This window comes from Vibrio sp. YYF0003, assembly GCF_036350715.1.
GTDB classification, from domain to species: Bacteria; Pseudomonadota; Gammaproteobacteria; order Enterobacterales; family Vibrionaceae; genus Vibrio; species Vibrio natriegens.
Genome location: NZ_JAZDWA010000004.1, coordinates 48,038 through 69,597, shown reverse-complemented (window position 1 = coordinate 69,597; position 21,560 = coordinate 48,038). Strand labels below are relative to the sequence as shown.

Annotated in this window: 21 protein-coding genes; 8 read left to right on the top strand and 13 right to left on the bottom strand. The window is 45.9% G+C overall.

The annotated features are described in order from the left end of the window. The 3 genes from V1U08_RS13110 to V1U08_RS13100 all read right to left on the bottom strand — a co-directional run bounded on the left by V1U08_RS13110 (position 1) and on the right by V1U08_RS13100 (position 2,756). A complete protein-coding gene (locus tag V1U08_RS13110; protein ID WP_330470755.1) occupies positions 1-1,119 on the bottom strand; it encodes a putative 2-aminoethylphosphonate ABC transporter ATP-binding protein in 1,119 nt (372 codons plus the stop codon). A 102-nt stretch (positions 1,120-1,221) separates the two neighbouring features. Further along, positions 1,222-1,632 carry a GNAT family N-acetyltransferase gene (locus V1U08_RS13105; protein WP_118120728.1) on the bottom strand — a complete coding sequence of 137 codons (411 nt, stop codon included), beginning with the start codon at positions 1,630-1,632 and terminating at the stop codon, positions 1,222-1,224. Between the two features lie 113 nt (positions 1,633-1,745). Beyond that, positions 1,746-2,756, bottom strand: coding sequence for a putative 2-aminoethylphosphonate ABC transporter substrate-binding protein (locus tag V1U08_RS13100; protein WP_239948129.1), 1,011 nt, complete (start codon positions 2,754-2,756; stop codon positions 1,746-1,748). Positions 2,757-3,024: 268 nt separating this feature from the next. Here V1U08_RS13100 and phnW point away from each other — a divergent pair, with 268 nt between their 5' ends. The 3 genes from phnW to phnX all read left to right on the top strand — a co-directional run bounded on the left by phnW (position 3,025) and on the right by phnX (position 6,432). After that, positions 3,025-4,149, top strand: coding sequence for a 2-aminoethylphosphonate--pyruvate transaminase (gene phnW, locus V1U08_RS13095; protein WP_118120730.1), 1,125 nt, complete (start codon positions 3,025-3,027; stop codon positions 4,147-4,149). Positions 4,150-4,160: 11 nt separating this feature from the next. Then, positions 4,161-5,540: an aspartate aminotransferase family protein gene (locus V1U08_RS13090; protein WP_330470754.1), complete on the top strand. Its 1,380-nt coding sequence runs from the start codon at positions 4,161-4,163 to the stop codon at positions 5,538-5,540. Between the two features lie 76 nt (positions 5,541-5,616). Next, complete coding sequence (gene phnX, locus V1U08_RS13085) at positions 5,617-6,432, top strand: phosphonoacetaldehyde hydrolase (RefSeq protein WP_065300702.1); 816 nt, start codon at positions 5,617-5,619, stop codon at positions 6,430-6,432. A gap of 64 nt (positions 6,433-6,496) precedes the next feature. Here the strand turns inward: phnX and V1U08_RS13080 are convergent, their stop codons facing one another. Together V1U08_RS13080 and V1U08_RS13075 are read right to left on the bottom strand one after the other, a co-directional pair. Continuing rightward, the gene (locus V1U08_RS13080) at positions 6,497-6,844 is read right to left on the bottom strand and encodes an ATPase (RefSeq protein ID WP_330470753.1); all 348 of its coding nucleotides are present in this window, start codon (positions 6,842-6,844) and stop codon (positions 6,497-6,499) included. Between the two features lie 9 nt (positions 6,845-6,853). Then, positions 6,854-8,887, bottom strand: a complete 2,034-nt coding sequence (locus tag V1U08_RS13075; protein WP_065303251.1) for a S8 family serine peptidase — start codon at positions 8,885-8,887, stop codon at positions 6,854-6,856. A gap of 472 nt (positions 8,888-9,359) precedes the next feature. Here V1U08_RS13075 and V1U08_RS13070 point away from each other — a divergent pair, with 472 nt between their 5' ends. After that, a complete protein-coding gene (locus V1U08_RS13070; protein ID WP_330470752.1) occupies positions 9,360-10,613 on the top strand; it encodes an SGNH/GDSL hydrolase family protein in 1,254 nt (417 codons plus the stop codon). 63 nt (positions 10,614-10,676) lie between these two features. On the opposite strand, the gene V1U08_RS13065 is transcribed toward V1U08_RS13070, so the two are convergent. From V1U08_RS13065 to macA, 3 genes are read right to left on the bottom strand one after another with little or no spacing between them, the layout of a single operon-like run. Further along, the gene (locus tag V1U08_RS13065) at positions 10,677-12,065 is read right to left on the bottom strand and encodes an efflux transporter outer membrane subunit (protein WP_330470751.1); all 1,389 of its coding nucleotides are present in this window, start codon (positions 12,063-12,065) and stop codon (positions 10,677-10,679) included. A 1-nt stretch (position 12,066) separates the two neighbouring features. Then, positions 12,067-14,016 (bottom strand): MacB family efflux pump subunit, encoded by a 1,950-nt coding sequence (locus tag V1U08_RS13060; RefSeq protein WP_065303248.1) that lies wholly within the window; start codon positions 14,014-14,016, stop codon positions 12,067-12,069. Position 14,017: 1 nt separating this feature from the next. Continuing rightward, on the bottom strand, positions 14,018-15,190 hold the full coding sequence (gene macA, locus V1U08_RS13055; RefSeq protein ID WP_330470750.1) for a macrolide transporter subunit MacA: 1,173 nt from the start codon (positions 15,188-15,190) through the stop codon (positions 14,018-14,020). 316 nt (positions 15,191-15,506) lie between these two features. Between macA and V1U08_RS13050 the strand changes: the two genes are divergently transcribed. After that, positions 15,507-15,941 (top strand): hypothetical protein, encoded by a 435-nt coding sequence (locus V1U08_RS13050; RefSeq protein ID WP_014233569.1) that lies wholly within the window; start codon positions 15,507-15,509, stop codon positions 15,939-15,941. A 73-nt stretch (positions 15,942-16,014) separates the two neighbouring features. Here V1U08_RS13050 and V1U08_RS13045 read toward each other — a convergent pair whose 3' ends face one another. Both V1U08_RS13045 and yjjG read right to left on the bottom strand, forming a co-directional pair. Further along, on the bottom strand, positions 16,015-16,554 hold the full coding sequence (locus tag V1U08_RS13045) for an NUDIX hydrolase (protein ID WP_330470749.1): 540 nt from the start codon (positions 16,552-16,554) through the stop codon (positions 16,015-16,017). 38 nt (positions 16,555-16,592) lie between these two features. Next, positions 16,593-17,267, bottom strand: coding sequence for a pyrimidine 5'-nucleotidase (yjjG, locus tag V1U08_RS13040; protein ID WP_020334357.1), 675 nt, complete (start codon positions 17,265-17,267; stop codon positions 16,593-16,595). A 131-nt stretch (positions 17,268-17,398) separates the two neighbouring features. On the opposite strand from yjjG, the gene V1U08_RS13035 reads away from it, so the two are divergent. Further along, positions 17,399-18,322, top strand: a complete 924-nt coding sequence (locus V1U08_RS13035) for a LysR family transcriptional regulator (protein WP_065297920.1) — start codon at positions 17,399-17,401, stop codon at positions 18,320-18,322. Between the two features lie 184 nt (positions 18,323-18,506). On the opposite strand, the gene V1U08_RS13030 is transcribed toward V1U08_RS13035, so the two are convergent. From V1U08_RS13030 to V1U08_RS13020, 3 genes are all read right to left on the bottom strand, one after another. Next, complete coding sequence (locus tag V1U08_RS13030; RefSeq protein ID WP_065300691.1) at positions 18,507-18,866, bottom strand: DUF805 domain-containing protein; 360 nt, start codon at positions 18,864-18,866, stop codon at positions 18,507-18,509. Between the two features lie 141 nt (positions 18,867-19,007). After that, positions 19,008-19,562 carry a sugar O-acetyltransferase gene (locus V1U08_RS13025; RefSeq protein WP_014233558.1) on the bottom strand — a complete coding sequence of 185 codons (555 nt, stop codon included), beginning with the start codon at positions 19,560-19,562 and terminating at the stop codon, positions 19,008-19,010. Between the two features lie 114 nt (positions 19,563-19,676). Next, positions 19,677-20,075: an OsmC family protein gene (locus V1U08_RS13020; protein WP_065297924.1), complete on the bottom strand. Its 399-nt coding sequence runs from the start codon at positions 20,073-20,075 to the stop codon at positions 19,677-19,679. A gap of 180 nt (positions 20,076-20,255) precedes the next feature. On the opposite strand from V1U08_RS13020, the gene msrB reads away from it, so the two are divergent. Further along, positions 20,256-21,395: a peptide-methionine (R)-S-oxide reductase MsrB gene (msrB, locus tag V1U08_RS13015; protein WP_330470748.1), complete on the top strand. Its 1,140-nt coding sequence runs from the start codon at positions 20,256-20,258 to the stop codon at positions 21,393-21,395. A gap of 10 nt (positions 21,396-21,405) precedes the next feature. After that, complete coding sequence (locus tag V1U08_RS13010; RefSeq protein ID WP_081281043.1) at positions 21,406-21,558, top strand: DUF2256 domain-containing protein; 153 nt, start codon at positions 21,406-21,408, stop codon at positions 21,556-21,558. Positions 21,559-21,560: the final 2 nt, after the last annotated feature.

Here is a 21,560-nt window from a genome sequence, read left to right as displayed (position 1 = left end):
CTACGCCGCCAACGCTTTTTTGAAGGCTTTACCCTTAGAAGGAATGGCATAGGCGTGTAAGCCAGTTTCCGAGAACTGGATATAACGAATATCACCGATACGAATATTGAGGTTTTGCACGGTTTCCACTGGGACATCAACAACGATTGGCTTCGCCTGGCCGGAGTTCTGCAGTTCGCAATCTACTCGGAAAAACGCCCCCAAAAACTCGCTTGCTGTAATGCGAACCGGAAGCGAATTGCGGTAGTTTTCAACAAACTTGATGTTCTCAGGTCGCACAGCAAGATCAAAACGGTCACCGCGTTTAATCTCATAATTCGTTAAATTTGGTAGTGGTAACAAAGTCTCTGCAATACGTACCTGAGACTCAGTAACGACGGATGTCTCAATGAAGTTCATGCTGCCGACAAACTCTGCCACAAAACGCGTCGCTGGCATTTGATAAATCTCTTGCGGCGTCCCTACCTGCTCAATCACACCATGATTCATCACGACAATTCGGTCTGCCATCGACAACGCTTCGTCCTGATCATGGGTCACCATAATGGTGGTAATACCCAGTTTGCGTTGCAGCTTACAAATTTCATCACGTAAGTGAACACGCACTTTCGCATCCAACGCAGATAAAGGCTCATCAAGAAGCAGCAGACCGGGAGATAAAGCAAGTGCACGCGCTAAAGCAACACGCTGCTGCTGACCGCCCGACAATTGGTTAGGGAATTTCTGGCCCGAAGTGGGTAATCCTATTGTCTCAAGCCACTGATCAACTTTCTCCAGGGCGTCTTTGGTCGACATGCCTTGGTTCTTCAAACCCATCGCAATGTTTTCTTGAACAGTCAGATTAGGGAACAGCGCGTAAGACTGAAATACGATGCCAAAGTCACGCTTTTCTGGTGGTAGAAATGTCGTCTCTTGACCGTTTTGAAAGATCGCACCAGACGTTGGCAAATCTAAACCCGCAATTGCGCGTAACAAGGTTGTTTTACCGCAGCCTGACGGGCCTAAGAAAGAGACGAACTCGCCCTTTTTGATCGACAGCGAGATTTGCTTTAATGCAGTGAACTGTCCAAATTGTTTCACTACATTTTCAATGTTCAGATAAGGTTGGTTAGTTGACATAACACACACTCCAAATGGTATATACCAATTTTAGGTTTGGAGTGTTACGTTCCAATGACAAATTTATAGCCAGAAGATGACAAACTGATGAAAGCCCTCAATTTACACGCTTAAATCCAGACTCATCTTGAAATATGGGATGTCGGATTTATAAAAGCGTTCACCCTCTTTCTGTAATCCAAACTTCTGATAAATCCCTAGCGCGGACTCACGAGCGTCGCACCAAAATATTTCTGCGTTTAGCACTTTGGCATCCGCGATCATGGTCTCCAACATCAATGAGCCTAATCCCCTCCCTTGCAGACTTGGAGATACAGCAAATTTCCTTAACCTTGCCGATCCTTCACTAAAAAATACGGAAGCGACACCCACCAAATCCCCATCAACATATCCTCCGTAATGATAGCCAGTTTCATCTTCTGCCACCTTGCAAAACTCGATGCTTTGGTTGGGCCATAAAACCTGTTGCCGAAGTTGTAGTGTCTGCTCTGCGTTTATTCGTTGGACTTTCATTCACTCCCTCTTTTCTATACGCCTATCCAGCCATTAATGTGCCTTTACTTTGAACAAGATGCAAAAAGGGAGAGCAATCGCTCTCCCCAGTAAAATCTTGTATGCGCAGAATATTACGATTTTGGCTCTGATTTCGCGTCAAATTTCTCAGACCATGCCGCTAGAATTTCTGCACGCTTACTGCCCATTTGTGCAAAGTCCATCTTCGCCATGTTTTCTTGAACATTCGGGAAATTAGATACCGTCGCTTTCACGTCTTTGTGAGCGACAACAGGGTACATTTCTACGTATAGCTCATTCGCTGCTTTCGAAATGGACCAGTCAACCACGCGCTTCGCCGCATCTGACTCTTTAACCAGACCTACCGCTTCTGATTCCCAGCCGATGCCTTTCGGAGTGATCACTGACAAAGGTGCGCCCTGAGTTTTCAGCTTCGCGCCACGGCTTGCCATAGATATACCGATAGCCACTTCGCCCATTCCCGCCTGAACACATGGCTTAGAACCAGAGTGTGTGTAGTGAGCAATGTTTTTGTCTAAGTCACGCATGTAGTTCCATGCCTGATCTTCACCCATGTTTTGCAGCCAAGCAGAAACCTGCATGTAACCCGTGCCAGAGGATGCAGGGTTCGGCATGGCAATGTGACCTTTATAAACTGGCTTAGTGAGGTCTTCCCAAGACGTTGGCTTAGGCAGGTTAAGTTGTTTGGCAACCGCTTCGTTGAAACAAACTGCGTTAAAGAACGCATCGTTACCGAACCACGCTTGATTGGATTGAGGGTCATTAAGGTTCGCATGAAGATCTGCCAAGCCTGCAGGTTGGTAAGCCTTTAACAGGCCTTCTTCTTTCAGTAGTGCCATTGACGATCCAGCAAGACCCCACACGACTTCTGCCTGAGGATTATTCTTTTCTGCCAGCAATTTCGCCGTCATGATACCTGTTGAGTCGCGAACCCACTTAATCTTGATATCTGGGTTGTCTTTCTCAAACGCAGACTTGTATTTAGCAAGAATGTCAGTTTCGAAAGCGGTGTAAACCGTCACTTCCTGTGCAGCCATTGCATTAGTAGCTAGCAGAGATACAAGCGCAGCCAGCGATCCTTTCATCAAACGGTTTTTCATCATTTTCTCCAGTTAATTTGGCTAAGTATTCATTTTGGTCTGTACCAGTTGACGTTCATTACCCTACTGACCCAATGTGACGAATTCATGATCGTTAAATGGCAGTTTTACGAAAACTTTCTTCAAATCGCCCTTCTTTTAACCATTAAATTTGGCATGTTAAAGTTTTATGAAATTCATCGATCGACTATTTACGTGCCTTTTTCTCACCTGCTAAAGTTAATTTCATATTTTGGTGTAGACCAATAAATTAATTCTGACGGAAAGAGAAATGAAAAACGAATACCTGCTACTGACCCCTGGCCCTTTATCTACCTCTGAAGGCGTGCGTGAAGCAATGTTGAAAGACTGGTGCACATGGGACGATGACTACAATAAAGATATCGTAGAAGTGATCCGCACGAAGCTCGTCAAGCTAGCAACAAAAAAAGACGGCTACACCAGCGTATTAATGCAAGGTAGTGGCACTGCATCGGTAGAAGCAACCATTGGTAGCGCGATTGGTAAAGATGGCAAACTGCTTGTCGTCGACAATGGTGCCTATGGTGCTCGCATCGCTCAAATCGCCGAATATCTGAATATTCCATGCCATGTGGTTTCCCCTGGCGAAACATCACAGCCACACTTGAACGAAGTGGAAACTGCATTGGCATCGGATCCTACTATCACGCACGTGGCGATTGTTCACTGCGAAACAACCACTGGCATGCTCAACCCTATCGCCGATTTTGCATCGGTCGCGAAAGCGCACGGTAAAGTCGTCATTCTCGATGCCATGTCGAGCTTTGGCGGCATTCCAATGGATATCGCCGATCTTGGTATCGACTTTATGATCAGCTCAGCGAACAAGTGTATTCAAGGCGTTCCGGGCTTCGGTTTTGTGATTGCAAAGCAGAGCGAGCTTGAAAAATGCAAAGGCCAGGCACGTTCACTCAGCCTCGACCTATATGACCAATGGCACTGCATGGAAGTCAACCACGGTAAATGGCGTTTTACTTCTCCGACTCACACGGTGCGAGCTTTCTATCAAGCATTGCTAGAACTGGAACAAGAAGGCGGCGTAGAAGCCCGTCATCAGCGATACCAAACCAACCAGAAAACGCTGGTAGCGGGTATGCGTTCACTTGGTTTCGAACCACTACTCAATGACGATCTACATTCACCTGTCATCACTTCTTTCTACTCGCCAACACACAGCGATTACCAGTTCAAAACGTTCTACATGCGTTTGAAAGAGCAAGGCTTCGTAATTTATCCAGGCAAAGTATCAAACGCAGATTGCTTCCGCATTGGCAACATTGGTGAAGTGTATCCAGTAGATATTGAGCGTCTGATCGGGGCGGTAAAAAACGCGATGTACTGGCAAAACCAACCAGATCAAAAGTTGGCGAGCTGAGATAAATCACGATGAGTCAGAGTGTAAAGCCAACGCATTTCCGTAGCGAAGGCGACGTCAATACAACGCCCGCTCGCCAAGTGTGGAATGAATCAATGGACGACGAACGCACGCAAACTCTATTGAAGCGTGACTCCGACGTATTTCTGCATCAAGCCATGTCGACGCCGTGTCTCGATACATTAGAGGCAGCAGAAGGCATCTACATCCAAGATGCTAACGGCAAAAAGTATATGGATTTTCATGGGAACAACGTTCACCAGCTTGGTTATGGACACCCGCATGTTATTGAACGGGTGCAGGAACAAATCGCTAAGTTGCCGTTTTCGCCTCGCCGTTTTACCAACGAAACCGCGATTGAGTGCGCAGAAAAACTGACGCAAATTTGTGGTGGAGAGTTAAACCGCGTTTTGTTTGCTCCGGGTGGAACATCAGCAATAGGCATGGCGCTTAAACTGGCTCGTCACATCACGGGTAACTATAAAGTGGTGTCACTGTGGGATTCTTTCCATGGTGCATCTTTAGATGCGATTTCAGTTGGTGGTGAAGCCTGTTTTCGTCACGGTATGGGGCCATTAATGGCTGGCGTGGAGCGAATTCCACCAGCGGTTTCTTACCGGGGAGCCCTTCCATCACCAGATGGTCATGATGTGCATTACGCCGACTACCTTGAGTACGTGATCGAGAAAGAAGGTGGCGTTGGTGCGTTCATTGCTGAAGCGGTGAGAAATACCGATGTTCAAGTGCCTAGTAAAGCCTACTGGAAACGCATTCGGGAAATTTGTGACAAACATAACGTCATGCTGATCATCGACGACATTCCCAACGGCATGGGTCGCAGTGGCGAATGGTTTACTTATCAGGCTTACGATATCGAGCCAGATATTCTGTGTATCGGTAAAGGTTTAGGCGGTGGTTTAGTACCAATCGCAGCCATGGTCACCAAAGATAAATACAACACGGCTGAGCAAATCTCGATGGGTCACTACACCCATGAGAAAAGCCCTATCGGTTGTGCCGCAGCACTGGCAACCATGGAAGTCATTGAACAAGAAAACCTGCTTGATAAAGCGAAAGCCGACGGCCAATTCATGCGCGAAAAGTTACTCGAGATGAAAGCTAAGTACCCGGTAATTGGTGACGTTCGCGGCATCGGCATGCTGTGGGGGGTAGAACTGGTTACGGACCATGAAACTAAACAGCGCGCGTTTGATGAAGCAGAAGCTGTGTTGTACCAATGCCTGAACAATGGCGTGAGCTTTAAGGTCTCACAAGGCAATGTGATTCAACTTAGCCCACCACTGGTCATCACTCGAGAACAATTAACGCAGGCGATGGCAATATTTGAAGAAGCCATCGCCAAAGTAAGTAAAGACTTTAACTACCTGTAAGGTCTTCTGACCTTTACGAAACCTACGTTATCCAAAGCGCCAGAGCGCACTTTGACAAGCAATAAAAGGATTGACCATGAGCAACTCACCAATTCAAGCAGTCATCTTTGACTGGGCAGGCACTATCGTCGACTTCGGTTCCTTTGCACCTACCAGCATCTTCGTCGAAGCGTTTAAGCAAGGCTTTGATTTTGATATTAACCTTGAAGAAGCGCGAGAACCGATGGGGCTGGGCAAATGGGACCACATCCAGGCGGTTGGCCGTATTCCTGCGGTTGATAAGCGCTGGAACGAGAAGTTCGGTCGCTCGATGACCAGCGAAGACATCGACGCAATTTACGCGGCATTTATGCCTCTTCAAAAAGCGAAAGTTGCGGACCACGCTGCGCCTATCCTCAACGCAATTGACGTGGTCAACAACCTAAAAGCCAAGGGCATTAAAATCGGCTCTTGCTCTGGTTACCCGCGTGAAGTGATGGACGTGCTTATTCCTGTTGCCGCAGATTACGGTTACCAGCCTGACTACGTAGTCGCAACCGATGACCTGCCACAGGGAGGACGCCCTGCGCCATTTATGGCACTGAAAAACGTTATAGAACTTGGCGTGACAGATGTAAATGCGTGTATCAAAGTGGACGACTCTGCACCGGGTATCTTCGAGGGTCATAACGCTGGCATGTGGACGGTGGGCCTTCTACTTTCGGGGAACGAAGCAGGTCTTACATTTGAAGAGTATCAAGCGGCAGACGAAGCAACGCTAGATGCTGCCCGTGAGAAAGCACGCGCAAAACTTATCAAAAGTTCACCTCATTACTTGGTTGACACTATCGCAGATCTACCAGAAGTGATTGCAGATATCGAGCGTCGTTTGGAAGCTGGTGAGCGTCCTTAATTCGTCTAATAAGCAGAAAAAACGCCCCTCTTTTTAGCGGGGCGTTTCTCTTATTGAGGCTATCTTATTGAGACAATAGCTTTCGCGTTGGTTCTTGCTCAGTGTATTCAACCGATTCGTTACCAGATAGCTTATCAACGTCCGCTTGTTCGCCGCTCACTACTAGTACCTGTTGCTTCACCAAAGCATCGACCACGTCAAGGTTATGCTGACGAAGAAGTGCTCTCACTTCGCTTTCTTTCCCCTTGTGATACTTTACAAAGTAACGCGCAGGTTGTTGCTCAGCTTGTTCAGAACGTTCATCCACGAGCGGAAATCCTTGATTGTTCGCCAAGCTGGCCGAACTCAGTCCGATTGCCAATAGTGCGGTAGCACCCACCGCAGACAGAGAAAGTAAGGTCGACTTCTTCATGGCCACTCCTTATTGAAAAGTCAGAGTCCAGCTGTTGATTGTGCCTGTGTCTCTTCTGGCACTGTCTACGGCTTTTAGTTCCCACGAACCTTGTGATTCAAAACCAGAGAAATCCGCTTGGAAAGTGGTTTTGATGTCGTTAGCACTTCCGCCCGTATTGTCATGCAGCACAACTTGTCCACCCGTTGGTGAAGTCAGCGTCACTCGCAGGTCGCCGATGTAAGTATGGCTAATATCAACGTCAATACTCACCGTGCCTGAATCACCAGAGCGATCGACATCGAGCGCGCTGATTGCCCCTGATGCTTTGTTATCAGGAATCGCCACAGGATCCGTGTTTGAGTAGCTTGATTCTGAAGCGCTGCCTCCGCCATCAGGGCCGTTACAGCCTGCATCCAGGAACAGCTTCGCCGCTTCTGCATTGACTAAGCCGTGGCCAGTACGGTTGTCTCTACCTGCCACATCGATATCTGTCGCGGTTTGAACGAGAGCATTACGCACTTGTGCCGCAGTACACGTTGGGTGGTAGCTCCATACCAAGCCCGCCACGCCAGTCACGTGAGGTGTCGCCATCGATGTACCATTGTAGTACTCGTAGTCTTCACCTGTCGTTGTGGACACAGTGATATCTTGCCCTACGTAGCCAAGCAGCTCTTGACCAAATGATCGATCAACAGTCACTGATACCATGCGATATGCATTATTCTGGTCAACTAAAAACGGATTTTGTAAACCAGGTAATTCCGTATTACTGTACACAATTGCAGCACTAGCGCCTGCATTGTAACAAGCTTGCACAGCGTCCACTTCTGGGTAATTACCTGAAGATTGGTTACCAATACGCTCAGCCAAACAGATTTTTTCTGACATATCACCGCAATTAAAATTACCACCAGAGACATCACAACTTTCTAAGGTAGCCGTCACCGCTCCTGCCACAGGATCCGGTACATAAGACGTGCCGTTATTAATCAAACGATTGTGAGGAACGATACCGCGATCAAACTGGCTTACACCATTAAGAGTGATGTCCGACAGTTTACCCTCACCGACGGTAACGGTAGAAAGGATAGCAACACCCGGTCCGGCGACTTCAACCTGATCCGTCGCTTGAGAAAACGCAGCATGATCATTTTGATTATCAACGGCCGCAATCGACATGACCGAATCGTAAGATGCCGGGTAACTGTGTGCCGTATTGCCATCATTGCCCGCAGCTGCAATAAGAAGAACACCTTGGTCATAAATATCTTGCAGTGCATTTTGCTCGGTTCGGCTAGATTGGCTACCACCGAGGCTCATATTCACCACGTTTGCGCCGTTATCTGCACACGTTTGAATCGCTTTGACTAAACCAGAAGAGTAACCCCAGCCAGATTCGTTAAACACTTTCACAATGTGTAGATTGACGTTTTGATTTGGCATGACTCCCTTAACGCCCTCAGTATTTGCAATTGCCGCGATCGTACCTGCAACGTGAGTGCCGTGAGCGTTATTATTCCCTGGGTCACTCCATGAACCCGTACCGCTGTCGTTTGTGCCTGCTACGCGGTTGCCGCTAAGATCGTTATGTGAAAGATCGTATCCAGAGTCAATGATACACACGGTACGATTGCCTGCATTAAAGTCATCCAGCTGCTGAGCATTGACTGCGTTATAGCCCCATGGTGTCGTTTCACTGAGCAAGTAACGCGGTGGATCGACTTCGACATATTCTACATCGCTGCGGTTGCGAAGTTGCGTGAGTTCATCAGCATCGATTTCCACGCTGTAGATAGCACGGTTACCCAGCTTCTCAACTTTTCGTGCTTTTACCTGTTTTAAAACAGACTCTTGTGCTATTCGCGGCCCCCAAAATGCGTTGCCTTGCATGGAAGAACCACCAGCCTCGTCCTCAGTAAACTTGACGATATATTTCTTCGGTAACTTGGATTCATCAAATCCCATCGGTGGTGCCGAATACGCCGACAAAGAAGTCGTTAGCGCAACGGCCAAGGCAGACAATGATAATAAGCCCTGTTTTTTAGTTGTTGTGTAATGCATTTGCTCTATTCCTTATATGAGCTGATTTTTTATTCACTATATCCTCATGAAAAATCACCAACTCGGTGTTCACATGAGAGACTCAGCTATAGCCCATCACCTGAAAATGCCAAATAATTCGGTTCATGAATGTAATTTTTTGTACAAAAGATCATTCAATAAACATTTTCAGTTAGCATTACAAACACAAACAAACACTTATAAAGCAAAGACTTATATAAACAAAAAGTGAATGTTAAATTAATGTTATTGAGTAATTATTCTATATTTTGGTTACCTTTATCATTTCCATACTGAATGCGTTTTTTGACCATGGTGCCAAAAGGAAAATATTGAATATTCAGATGTTGACTATGTAGAGTTTTTACTCAAGGTTATACATTGTAGTGAGAGAAATTCTCATTTGATTGCTTTTATAACCCGGTATTTTTCCAATTGCTTGGAACAATAACCAAAACGAGAAGAGTGAAAGATGAAACGAACAATCACACTGTTAACCGCGTTGCTCCCGTTTGCTTCTGCAATCGCTGAACAGCCAGCATTATCTCCAGAAAAAGTTTCGGCGTCCGAAGTGATCAGTGCGCAAGAAAACCAAACTTACACTTACGTCCGCTGTTGGTATCGCACTAGTTATTCTAAAGATGACGTTGCCACTGATTGGGAATGGGCAAAAAATGAAGATGGGAGTTATTTCACTATTGACGGCTATTGGTGGAGTGCAGTTTCGTTTAAAAACATGTTTTATACCAACACGACTCAAAATGTCATCCGCCAACGATGTGAGTCTACGCTGGATTTAGCTAACGAAAACGCTGATATCACATTCTTTGCCGCTGATAATCGCTTCTCATACAACCATACCATTTGGAGCAACGATGCGGCGATGCAACCGGACCAAATCAATAAGGTGGTTGCTCTGGGGGACAGTTTATCTGACACCGGTAACATCTTTAATGCTTCACTATGGCGCTTTCCTAATCCAAACAGCTGGTTTCTGGGCCACTTTTCAAATGGCTTTGTATGGACGGAATACATCGCGAAAGCCAAAAATCTACCCCTTTACAACTGGGCTGTCGGTGGCGCTGCGGGTGAAAATCAGTACATCGCACTCACAGGTGTTGGCGAGCAAGTCTCTTCTTATTTAACTTATGCAAAGCTGGCTAAAAACTACAATCCAGCCAATACCTTATTCACATTAGAGTTTGGGTTGAATGATTTCATGAATTACGACCGTAGCGTAGCAGAAGTGAAATCGGACTACGCTGAAGCATTGATTCGCCTGACGGATGCAGGAGCGAACAACTTTTTGTTAATGACGCTGCCAGATGCCACGAAAGCGCCTCAGTTCAAATACTCTACGCCGGAAGAAATCGAAAAGATTCGCGCAAAAGTGTTAGCGATGAATGATTTCATCAAAGAGCAGGAGAAATATTACAAAGCGCAGGGTTACAACATCACACTGTTTGATACATATGCGCTGTTTGAAGCCCTGACTTCAGCGCCCGAAGATCATGGCTTTGTAAATGCAACAGAGCCTTGTTTGGACATCAACCGCTCCTCTTCAATGGATTACCTCTACTCACATGCGTTACGCTCCGAGTGTGCAACCTCTGGTTCTGAGAAGTTCGTTTTCTGGGACGTCACTCACCCAACAACCGCAACACACCGCTATGTAGCGGAGAAAATGCTCGAGAGTAGCAATAACCTAGAACAACACCATTTCTAAGCTTTGATAAAAATGGCCACGCTAAAACGTGGCCATTTTATGTTTCTACTTTTACGCGGGGAGTTACAACGGCGCTATGTCCGTACCACCTAATGATTGATATAGCGTTACCTGAGTAATGAATTGATTGTATCGATTCTCAAGCAAAGACGCTTCTGCGTTTCTGGTGTTTTCCTGAGCATCTAAATAGTCCATGATCGAAGTAGAGCCATACTGGTATCGCGCAGCATAAATCTTCTCAGCGGCACTGGCCGCATCATATTGCTCTTGCAAACGATCAGATTGATACATCAACTTTTCGCGTGCTGACAGTGCGTTCTCCACATCCTGGAATGCGGTGTACAACACTTGGCGGTAATTGACGATAGCCGTTTTGTACTCAACATCCGCAATAGCCTTGTTGTTCTCCATTTCGTTCCATTGCAGAAATGGCAATGTGATGTCTGCGCCTAACGTGCCTACGGGGTTAGAAAGCAAGTCTTTTAATGCCTCTGAAGAACCACCTAGCGCTCCCGTTAACGTCAGCTCCGGTAAGTAATCAAGATCAGCGGCATCTTTGTTTGCCAGAGCAGATTTCACGTCATAAATCGCGGCTTTTACATCAGGTCGACGAATCAACAGATCGGCAGGAACACCTACATTGAGCGACGGAACGCTTCCATCCGGTAACATGCGAATAGTGTCACTCATACTCTGAGGAGGCTGATTGAATAAGATGGCAAAGGCGTTATTCGCCTCTAACAAGCTCTGTTCGAACTCACTCTGCTGCGCTTGCAAACTTGCCAGTGAACTTTTCGCTTCCAGCACATCAAGCTGATCAACCGCACCCAGCTGATACTGCCTTTGAATCAGATTCAGGGTTTGCTGTGCATCATCAATGTTATTTTGGCCAAGTTGCAATCGCTGCTTAAGATAACCAATTTGCCAGTAAAGTGAAGCGGTGGTCGCCACCAAACTTTGAGCCGTGGCTTCGCGATCTTCTTTGCTCGCCATTGCCGCCCATTTTGCTGCATCGATATCAGCAGAGACCTTACCCCACAAATCCAACTCGTAACCGACAGTTAAATTCGTGCTGTAACTGTCACCCGATTCACCACTGTCTAGCCACTTTTCGACCTGAGCAGAAGTCGATGAGCTGAATGTCGGAAACAGGTCATCTTTCGCTAACCCTAATTGCAAACGTGCTTTTTTCAGTGTCAGCGTCGCGACTTCCAGATCGTTATTTTCCTGAAGTACTTTATTGATGTAACTATTCAGGTTTGGGTCATTAAACGCCAGCCACCATGGGTCGATACTGACATCACCAGCGACATGCACCTGCTGCCAGTTTGTCGGCACCTGAACTTCAGGTGCCTGATAATCAGAACGCATCATTGAGCCACACCCAGCAAGCAAGGCTGCGCCTAATGCGACGGCAAGAAAGCGAGTTTTAAATTTTATTGTATTCGTCATGCTAGTCTCTCGCTAGTGCTTCAATTGGATCGAGTTTTGCGGCGTTACGCGCAGGTAAGAAACCAAACGCAATACCAATCAGAGTCGAACAGATAAATGCCGCAATGATAGAGTTCATCGAATAGATCATTTGGAAACTGCTGCCTGATGAGCTAAACGCGAAGCCAATCAAAAACGCTAAACCAATCCCCGTTATACCGCCGCACAAACAGACCAGTACGGCTTCAATCAAGAATTGCCTGAGAATATCTGCCTGCCTTGCACCAACCGCCATTCGTACACCAATCTCTTTGGTCCGTTCGGTGACTGATACCAACATGATATTCATCACTCCGATCCCCCCAACGATAAGAGAAATCACCGCAATCGCAGAGATGAGCAGCGTCATCGTGGCCGTCGTCTTCTCAATATTTTGACGAATTGTGTCTGTGTTGATGGTAAAGAAATCTTCAGTGCCATGGCGCATTTTCAGCAAGCTGATGATGCTTTGCTCGGCGGCGCTGCTAGAGGCATTTTCATCAATCCTGACAGTAATGCCATTCAAATAGCGTTGTCCCATCATACGGCCAGACATCGTGGTGTATGGCACCCAGATTTTAAGTGCTTCACTGTTACCAAATGCATCATCTTTCTTTTGCGTAACGCCAACAATTCGCACTGGCAGTGAGCCAAGGAATATCACTTCACCTATCGGGCTTCGATCAGCGAACATCTCTTTTCTGGTGTTGTCGTCAATCACCGCTTCTTGTGCGAGTGAACTGACACTATCTTCATCCCAAAACTGACCCTGAGCAATCTCATAGCCACGAACGCGGAAATAATCTTCACCCACACCCTCGATGGTTGCCGACGCATCTTGGTTGGCGTATCGAACGGTTAAGCTGTTCGAAATTGAAGGCGTTACACTATCCACAAATGGCAGGCTCTTTAGTGATTCAGCATCATCCGCGGTCAGAGTCCGAATTCTTCCTGAGCGTCTGTCACCAAAACCGGTTCCGGGCCTGATATCAATGGTGTTGGTGCCCATAGAAGCAATATTCGACAAAATCTGTTGCTGAGTACCGTTACCGAGAGCGACCACCGATACGACGGATGCAATGCCAATGATGATCCCTAGCATGGTCAAAAACGTGCGCATTCGATGGCTGGACATAGCGAGCAACGCCATTTTTAATGCATCAACGAAACTATCCCACTTCCACCATTTACTGGCATCCTGCTGCGATTGTTTCTTCACTTCTGCCTGAGCATTTTTGGCTTCACTGACGTTTTGTTTATCGGAGATGATCTCCCCATCTTTGATTTCGATAATTCGGTCAGCAAAATTCGCCACATTCATATCATGAGTGACGAGAATGATAGTGTGCCCAAGCTGGTGTAGCTCTTTGAGCAGAGCCATCATCTCTTCACCACTGTGGCTGTCCAGCGCTCCCGTCGGTTCATCCGCCAGAATAACTTCACCGCCATTCATCAGCGCACGCGCGACACTCACGCGCTGCTGTTGGCCACCACTTAATTGGCTCGGTTTGTGAGTCAGGCGCTCTCCAAGCCCCAGCCGTGTCAGCAATGATTTGGCACGCTCTTCTCGTTGACGATGAGGAACACCCGCATACACCGCAGGAACTTCCACGTTACCCACAGCCGTTAAATCGCCAAGCAAATGATATCTTTGAAAGATAAAGCCAAAATATTCACGTCTTAGCTCAGCCAGATCATCAGACTCCAGCGTCGAAACGTCTTGACCATTAATGAAATAACGGCCACTCGTAGGTTGATCCAAACAGCCCAGTACATTCATCAGCGTGGACTTACCAGAACCAGAGGCACCAACGATAGCCACCATCTCACCGCGCTTAATCTCTAAATTGATGTGATTAAGTACGGTAAGTGACTCATCACCGGACACAAAACTCCGGCTTAAGTCCTCTACTTTTAATAGAACTTGGCTCATCTTATAACCCCATTGGAGGTCCAGGGCGTCTGCTACTTGACGAACCACCTGCCGTTGCTGTGCCCAATACCACTTGATCGCCTTCCTGCAGGCCAGAAAGAATTTCAACATTCACTTTATTATTGATACCGACTTTAACCGGCTTTTGCACCACTTGACCGTTTTCCAGAACCGGAACCATATAAGCGTTTTTGCCAACCGATTTTTGCAGTACTTGCGCCGGGATAATGAGTGTATCTTGAGATTCTTCCAGAACAATCGAGACTTGAGCCGTCATACCGATGCGCAGAACACCTTGCGGGTTATCAACATCAAAAACGGCGTTGTAATAGATAGCATCACTATCAGAGATCGTTAAATCACTGTCATCACCATCCATAATCGTTGGCCCAGGCTCAATAGCGCGTAAGACTCCCTGATATTGCTGATTAGGTTGACCAAGAATTGTGAACACCGCCGTTTGACCGGGATGAACGAAGATAACATCTGCTTCCGAGATTTCAGCTTTTACCGTCATCGTATCCAGCTTGGCAAGTTCGATAATGGTTGGAGTGGTCTGATTGGCGTTGACGGTTTGTCCTTCTTCAACAGAGGTGTAAACCACGGTGCCATCCATCGGCGCATTAATGGTCGTATAACCTAAATCGACTTTAGCACTGTCGACATTAATCTTGGCTTTTTCAATTTCGGCATCGAGCTGTGCAAGTTCTGCTTTGTAGATCGCTAATGAGGCTTCTGCATTTTCAAAATCAGCTCTTGAGCTCGCTTTTGCCGCTAGCATGCCTTTTTGACGCACATACTCGTAGTTTGCCTGTTTGATTTCAGCCTGCTTTGCTTTGTATTGCGCGTTAAGACTGTTCAGAGATGCTTGCGCCTCTTTGAGGCTATTTTGTTGAGTCAGGCTGTCAATTTGGGCAATAAGATCGTCTTGTTTTATCTCGTCACCGAGACTGACCGCCAAACTTTGAATCTGTCCTGAGACCTGAGCACCAACATTAACCAGCTTCGATGCCTGCAACATTCCATTCGCCAAAACGGCTTTTTCAATGTTCCCTTTGCGTACCGTTTCTGTGGCATAAGAAGAGAGTTCTTCCGGAGGTTGTAAAAAGTACACTCCAGCCGCACCAGCGAGAAGAACACCACACAATGCGAGCCATTTTTTCTTGAGTTTCATAAAAGATGTGAAGTAAGTAATCGTTATTATTTTATACTGCGATTTAATCAAGACGTATAGGCAGGTAGTCGTAAAGATAAGTAAAGTATCGTCAAGATTCTTCTCCCCGAAATCTAGATAACCTAGCTAAATTAAGTCGTGAGATGTTCATTCCTGAACTACACTAAGCGATGGATTTACAATAAGAAAATCGGCTTAAGCTGCCCAAGTAAAAACTGGTCTTGTCTTTAAGACAACACCAGTTTTTGACAGGAAAAGAGCACAGTACCCATCGAATTGAATTAAAAAACGTCTAAGTTTATTGCGAGGAAAAGATATGAAACTACTGAAAACCATCTCACTCTGCCTTTTAGCGGCCTGTGCGTCATTTCAATCGGTCGCGAGTGATAGTGATTGGGACAAAATTGCGGAGAAAACCGTAAGCTTTAAATCAGAGACAGACACTGTAAACCCTCTATCTCCGTTTGCGAATGCTCGTTTTAGTCACATAAAGATCAAATGTACGCAAGGTACCGTGAATCTAAAGAGCATTAAGGTCATCATGAAGGACGGCAAAGAAAAAACATTCGACAGTTTGGGGGTACTCACCAGTGGCATGTCATCACGTAGCCTGAGCCTTCCAACAAAAGATGACGCTAAACTAGATAAGATCGAATTGAATTACGAATCTGTTGGCAATACTGCGCTGCAAGTCACTGGTGTGACTAAAAAAGCACATGTGGAAATATTAGGTAAGAAAGTCGACGAATAAACGACATATCATGTCTGATACAGCGGCACCATGCCGCTGTAAAAATTCAAAAGCAACTAATAATCGTGTGGAATTAAATGAATTTCTTGAGTTTCGCTAAACCATAAGCGGCAATCGTCACACTGTCTTTGATTGCCCCTTCTATCATCATCTGCTCGAATTCTTCTACAGAGAATGCCCGGGAAATAAGATCTTCTTCTTCGCTATCAAGCTTATTGCCCACTTCAGTAAGATCGCTTGCAAAGTAAACGTGGCAAGTCTGATTCAGAAAACCGTAAGCAATAAACTGAGGACCCACGTACTCCATTGTTCCCGCTAACATGCCAGTTTCTTCCCGAAGTTCGCCTTTTGCGAGCTCCAGCGGATCAACATCCGGGCTGGATTCCCAGGCACCTTGCGGGATCTCCCAGCAACGCTGTCCTACGGTATAACGAAACTGTTGAACCAAGTGAATCATTTCATTATCGATAGCAAGTATCGCCGCACAGTCTGGTTTGTCGACAACACCGTAGATGCCTTCCGCGCCACTTGGACGCAAAATTTTGTCTTCACGAACCGTCATCCACTTATTTTGATAGACAATTTTACTGTCGAGCTGCTTGATATCTGACATGGTTATTCCTTGTTTATTAAAGCCTATTTACTGACTCTCTACGCAATCAAAATGTTCTTTAGTTCACTCAATGATTCTACGGTGTAGCTAGGTGCGATACGTTTGTCAACACTTGCGCCGGTGGTGTTCAACCAACAGGTTTCAATGCCAAAATTATTACCGCCCAAAATATCTGAGTGCAGATTATCACCTACCATCAATACACGCGTTTTACATGGGTGACCCATTTGCTGCATGGCGTATTCAAAAATGCCTAAGTCCGGTTTTGCGACACCAACTTGCTCGGAGATCACGATTTGCTCAAAGTAGTCGGTCATCCCGGTACGTTCAAGACGGATAGCCTGCAACTCAGTAAAGCCATTGGTGATGATGCCCATTTTAGCTTTACCTTGTAGCGCTTCCATCAGTTCTTTCGCCCCTGGCAGCAGGCTACAAATGTCAGCCATGGCTTCTAAAAACGCGCTGTTTAACTCTGCGGTAGTCGTGTTGAGCTTTTCTGCCCATTCGGTAAACCGTTTGTGTTTAAGCTCATCCGCTGACACTTTTCCATCTTGATAGTCAACCCATAGTGGCTTGTTTACCGTTTGGTAGTGAGCAAAATCTTGCTCCGTAAAATCTACGCCTTTACGAGAAAACATCAGTTGCAAACCTTTGAAAGCGTCAAAGTGAAACAAGGTCTCGTCAGCGTCAAACAAAATCCAATCGTACTTCATTTTTTCATCCCAAAATTCAAGGTCGTCGATAATCTTATGGGTACATAGTCTAGATTGTTTTCTTCTGGAAGATAATCACTATAATTGGAAATTAATTGTATCCTTTGAATCAACAATTTAAGGAGATTGATGTGAATGCGATAGCCTCCCTGCCGGTATTTGTGGCGGTGGTAGAGTGCGGCAGCTTTTCGCTTGCAGCCAAACAACTTAACCTGACAAAATCTGCCGTCAGTAAGCGCATCAATCAACTGGAAGACGATCTCGGCATTCGTTTACTTAACCGCACCACAAGAAAATTAAGCCTGACCGAAGCGGGCAGACGCTACTTTGAATATGCGTCTCAAGCGGTGAATCTTGCTCAACAAGGTGTCGATGCGGTTTCCGAGTTGCAAGGCTCTCCGCAAGGGCGGCTTAAAATCACTGTGCCGATGTCATTTGGCGTGCTGCATATCGCGCCTCTAATCAGTGAGTTTCTCTCTCGTTACCCTAAGATCGAAGTGGACTTGAACCTCGAAGATAAGATGGTCGACTTGATCAAAGACGGTTTTGATTTGGGTATCCGCATTGGAGAATTAGCCTCTTCTAACTTAGTTGCCAAGCGTCTCGCACCTTGTAAAAGTGTGCTTTGCGCATCACCCGATTACCTTGCTGAGTTCGGTACTCCGCAAAAGCCAAGTGATCTGGTTGCCCATAACTGTCTGCTGTATTCGTATTTTCGAGGTGGCGTAGAGTGGATGTTCATTAACAATGGCAGTGAGTACCGCGTTTTGCCAAAAGGTAACTTTGTTGTGAATAACAGCGAAGCCATTCGCCAACTTCTGCTGAGAGGTTCTGGCGTTGCGCAGCTACCCACTTTTATCGCATCAAGAGACATCGCTGCTGGTAACCTCAAAGTAGTCATGGAAGATTACGCGCTACCAGAGCACGCCATTTACGCCGTTTTTCCAGAACGTAAACATATGCCGTTAAAAGTGAGGGTATTTATCGACTATATCAGCGAAAAGCTGGGGACTGATTTACCCTACTGGGATCGATACAGTAGTCCAGATAAATAACCCAACAAGGTGAGTTTATTGCACTGATCTGCTCTCTTATCATGTGACATGCCTAATTTCGCGGAGGGGCGAATCCATACCCATTGTGGGTGGCTAGCACCGATAGACAAATTGGCAGTGCTAGCCAAACTCTCCAACGTGAACACAAGGCTCTAAGCGTTAAAGTACCTTAAGAGAAGAGCTACTAGGCAAAGGCTTCACCTGACTCTTTCGGATCTGAGCCGTACTCATTCCTGCCTCTGTTACCTTCAGTCGCAGCAAAAATAATCAGTACGATCAAACCAAGCAAAGGAATCAAGCCAATCAATACCCACCAGCCTGTTCGTCCTATGTCGTGTAATCGACGTACGGTAACAGCAATACTAGGAATCAACACAGCGAGCCCGTAAACAGCGCCAATCAAAGCCGTGCCTAATAGGCCATCAATAATTTCTAAAACAATCGTAATCAGAAGGTTGAATAAAAAGAACATCCAATACTCTTTTCTTCTTGCTCTTCCGTTAAACACTGCATATTTCTTTAATACTGCTAAGTACCAATCCATCTCTTTTCTCCCGACTTGGTAAGTTTGCTAACACTAACTATATAGTGCATAACTCATACTTACCTCGACAAATGCAACTTTTTGCACTTAGTCGCAATTTTCAACCATATCTTACTCGGTTGATGGAAGATCGCTTTGAAACTAGTCCTTTTCGTCCAGACGACGAATCAATTTCGCTGGCGTCCCGCCATAAAGACAATCGGGCGGAACATCACTGTTTACAACTGAGTTTGCGGCAATGACGGATCGAGCACCAATCGTCACCCCTTGATTGATGACGGAGTTACCGCCAATCCATACATCGTCTTCGACTACGATCGGTTTACAAAAGGTTTCCCAGCGTCGGCGACTGCGATAATCCAATGAATGTGAAGCGGTGTAAAACTGGGCACTTGGGCCAATCAGGACGTTATTTCCAATGGTAATTTTTGCACCGTCAAGCATAACCACATTCATGTTGATAAAGGTTTCTTCACCTATTTCGATGGTTTTACCGAATTCGCAGTGAAACGGTGCTTGAACAATACATAACCCCGCTTTACCAAACAGCTGCTTTTGTAGCGCATCACGCTGACTTTCATCGGTATTGTTGTTAAACGCGCGCAATGCATGAGTGGCGTGCGTTCTAATGGCATCGATTGATTCATCCATACCATTAAACACTTGGCCAGACATCATTTTCTCTAATTCTGTCATTGGAAAACCCTACTACTTAAAACACCGCTCACCGTACGTGATTTCAGAAATAAAAAAAGAGAAAAGACGACGCTTTTCTCCTTCCTGTTTTCTGATTTTTGGCGTTATGCGGGGTTAAACAATTTCCCAGCTATGGGTCATCTCAACGCCTTCTCCAAGCATCAAACAAACTGAGCAATATTTTTCGAGGGAATCTGCCGCAACTTGAGCAACAATTTCTGGATTCAGATCTTTACCAGACACTTCAAAGTGGATATTCACTTTGGTAAAAATACGCGGTGCCGTTTCGCGACGCTCTGTGGTTAACTTCGCGTTGACCGACTCAACCTTTTGCTCTGCAGATTTTAAGCCATCTACAACGTCGACAGAGCTACAACCACCCGCCGCCATTAGTACCATTTCCATTGGGCTTGGAGCCGTCGCGCCACCATTCCCGTCCATCACGACAGAATGGCCGGACTGAGACTGACCTAGGAATTTAAAATCTTCGACCCATTTAACTTCTGCTTGCATGGTTTACCTCATATTGCATCGTTCGTTAATACCCTCGTATCAAAGAGCAGGTATGTTTCGTGCCGATACTCTATCTTTGTTAGAAAAAAGGACAACGTAATTTTCAAGATTCGTGCAATTTTTTCGCTCTGTTACCTTTCTATTTACGTAACAGTTGAGAAATTAATTATAGAGGATGCTATGAAGACGTTATCTAAGTTAATAATCGGATTCTCTTTCGGGCTGCCAGTCTTGTTCCTACTACTCAGTACGGTAAGCAGCGCGGATACGATGAGCAAAACGAACACATCGGAAAAAGTAGAGGTTGCTACACTTGCGGGCGGCTGCTTTTGGTGTACAGAGTCAGATTTAGAGCAACTAACCGGTGTGTTGGACGTGGTTTCTGGCTATTCGGGTGGTCACGTTAAAAACCCAACCTACAAACAAGTGTCTTCGGGTAAGAGCGGGCACATTGAAGTGGTCGAGGTAAAATACGATCCAAGCGTGGTGAGCTACGAGCAAGTTCTGGACTACTTTTTCAGACACATTGATCCGACCGACGATAAAGGTTCGTTTGTTGATCGCGGTCCTCAATATCGCCCAGCGATTTTTTATCACAATGCGCAGCAAAAGCAGATTGCTGAAGACTTCATGATGGAAATCGACAAAGCGATGATTTACCCAAAGCCGCTGAAAACTGAGTTAATCAAATTTGAGAAGTTCTACCCTGCCGAGACGTACCATCAGGACTATTACAAAAAGAGCAGTTTGAAATACAAGTACTACCGTTACGCTTCGGGACGAGATCAGTACCTGGATGAAGTGTTCGGCGATGATCGTAAAGAACGTCCGAAAACCCTTCGCCAACTTATCGAAGAAAAAAAGCTATTGTCGACGGTCAAAGCTTACAACAAACCTACCCAAGCTAAAATCAAGTCTACCCTGACGGAATTGCAATATTACGTCACACAAGAAGAAGGGACAGAAAAGCCGTTTGATAACGAGTATTGGGATAACAAAAAAGCGGGTATTTACGTGGATATTGTCACGGGTGAACCGCTATTTTCTTCAACCGACAAATACAAGTCCGGCACCGGTTGGCCAAGCTTTACTAAACCAATCAATCCCGGATACATCGTGGAAAAAACCGATTACAAGCTGTTGTATCCGAGGACAGAGGTGCGCAGTAAATTCGGAGACTCACACCTTGGTCATGTGTTTGAGGACGGACCAAAACCAACCGGCCTGCGTTACTGCATGAACTCTGCTGCGATGAAATTTGTTCCTGTAAATAAAATGGCGCAGCAAGGTTACGGCGATTACTTGTATCTTTTCAAATAGTGGGAAAAGTATGAAGGGGTTTAAAGCGCATTTACCGACTAAAACCTGCCCTATCTGTAAACGGCCGTTTTCCTGGCGCAAAAAATGGCAACGAAATTGGGCAGAAGTGGTTTATTGTTCCGAGCGCTGTCGCCGTAGTAAGCCCTCACTAACGGCGTCGTAGTA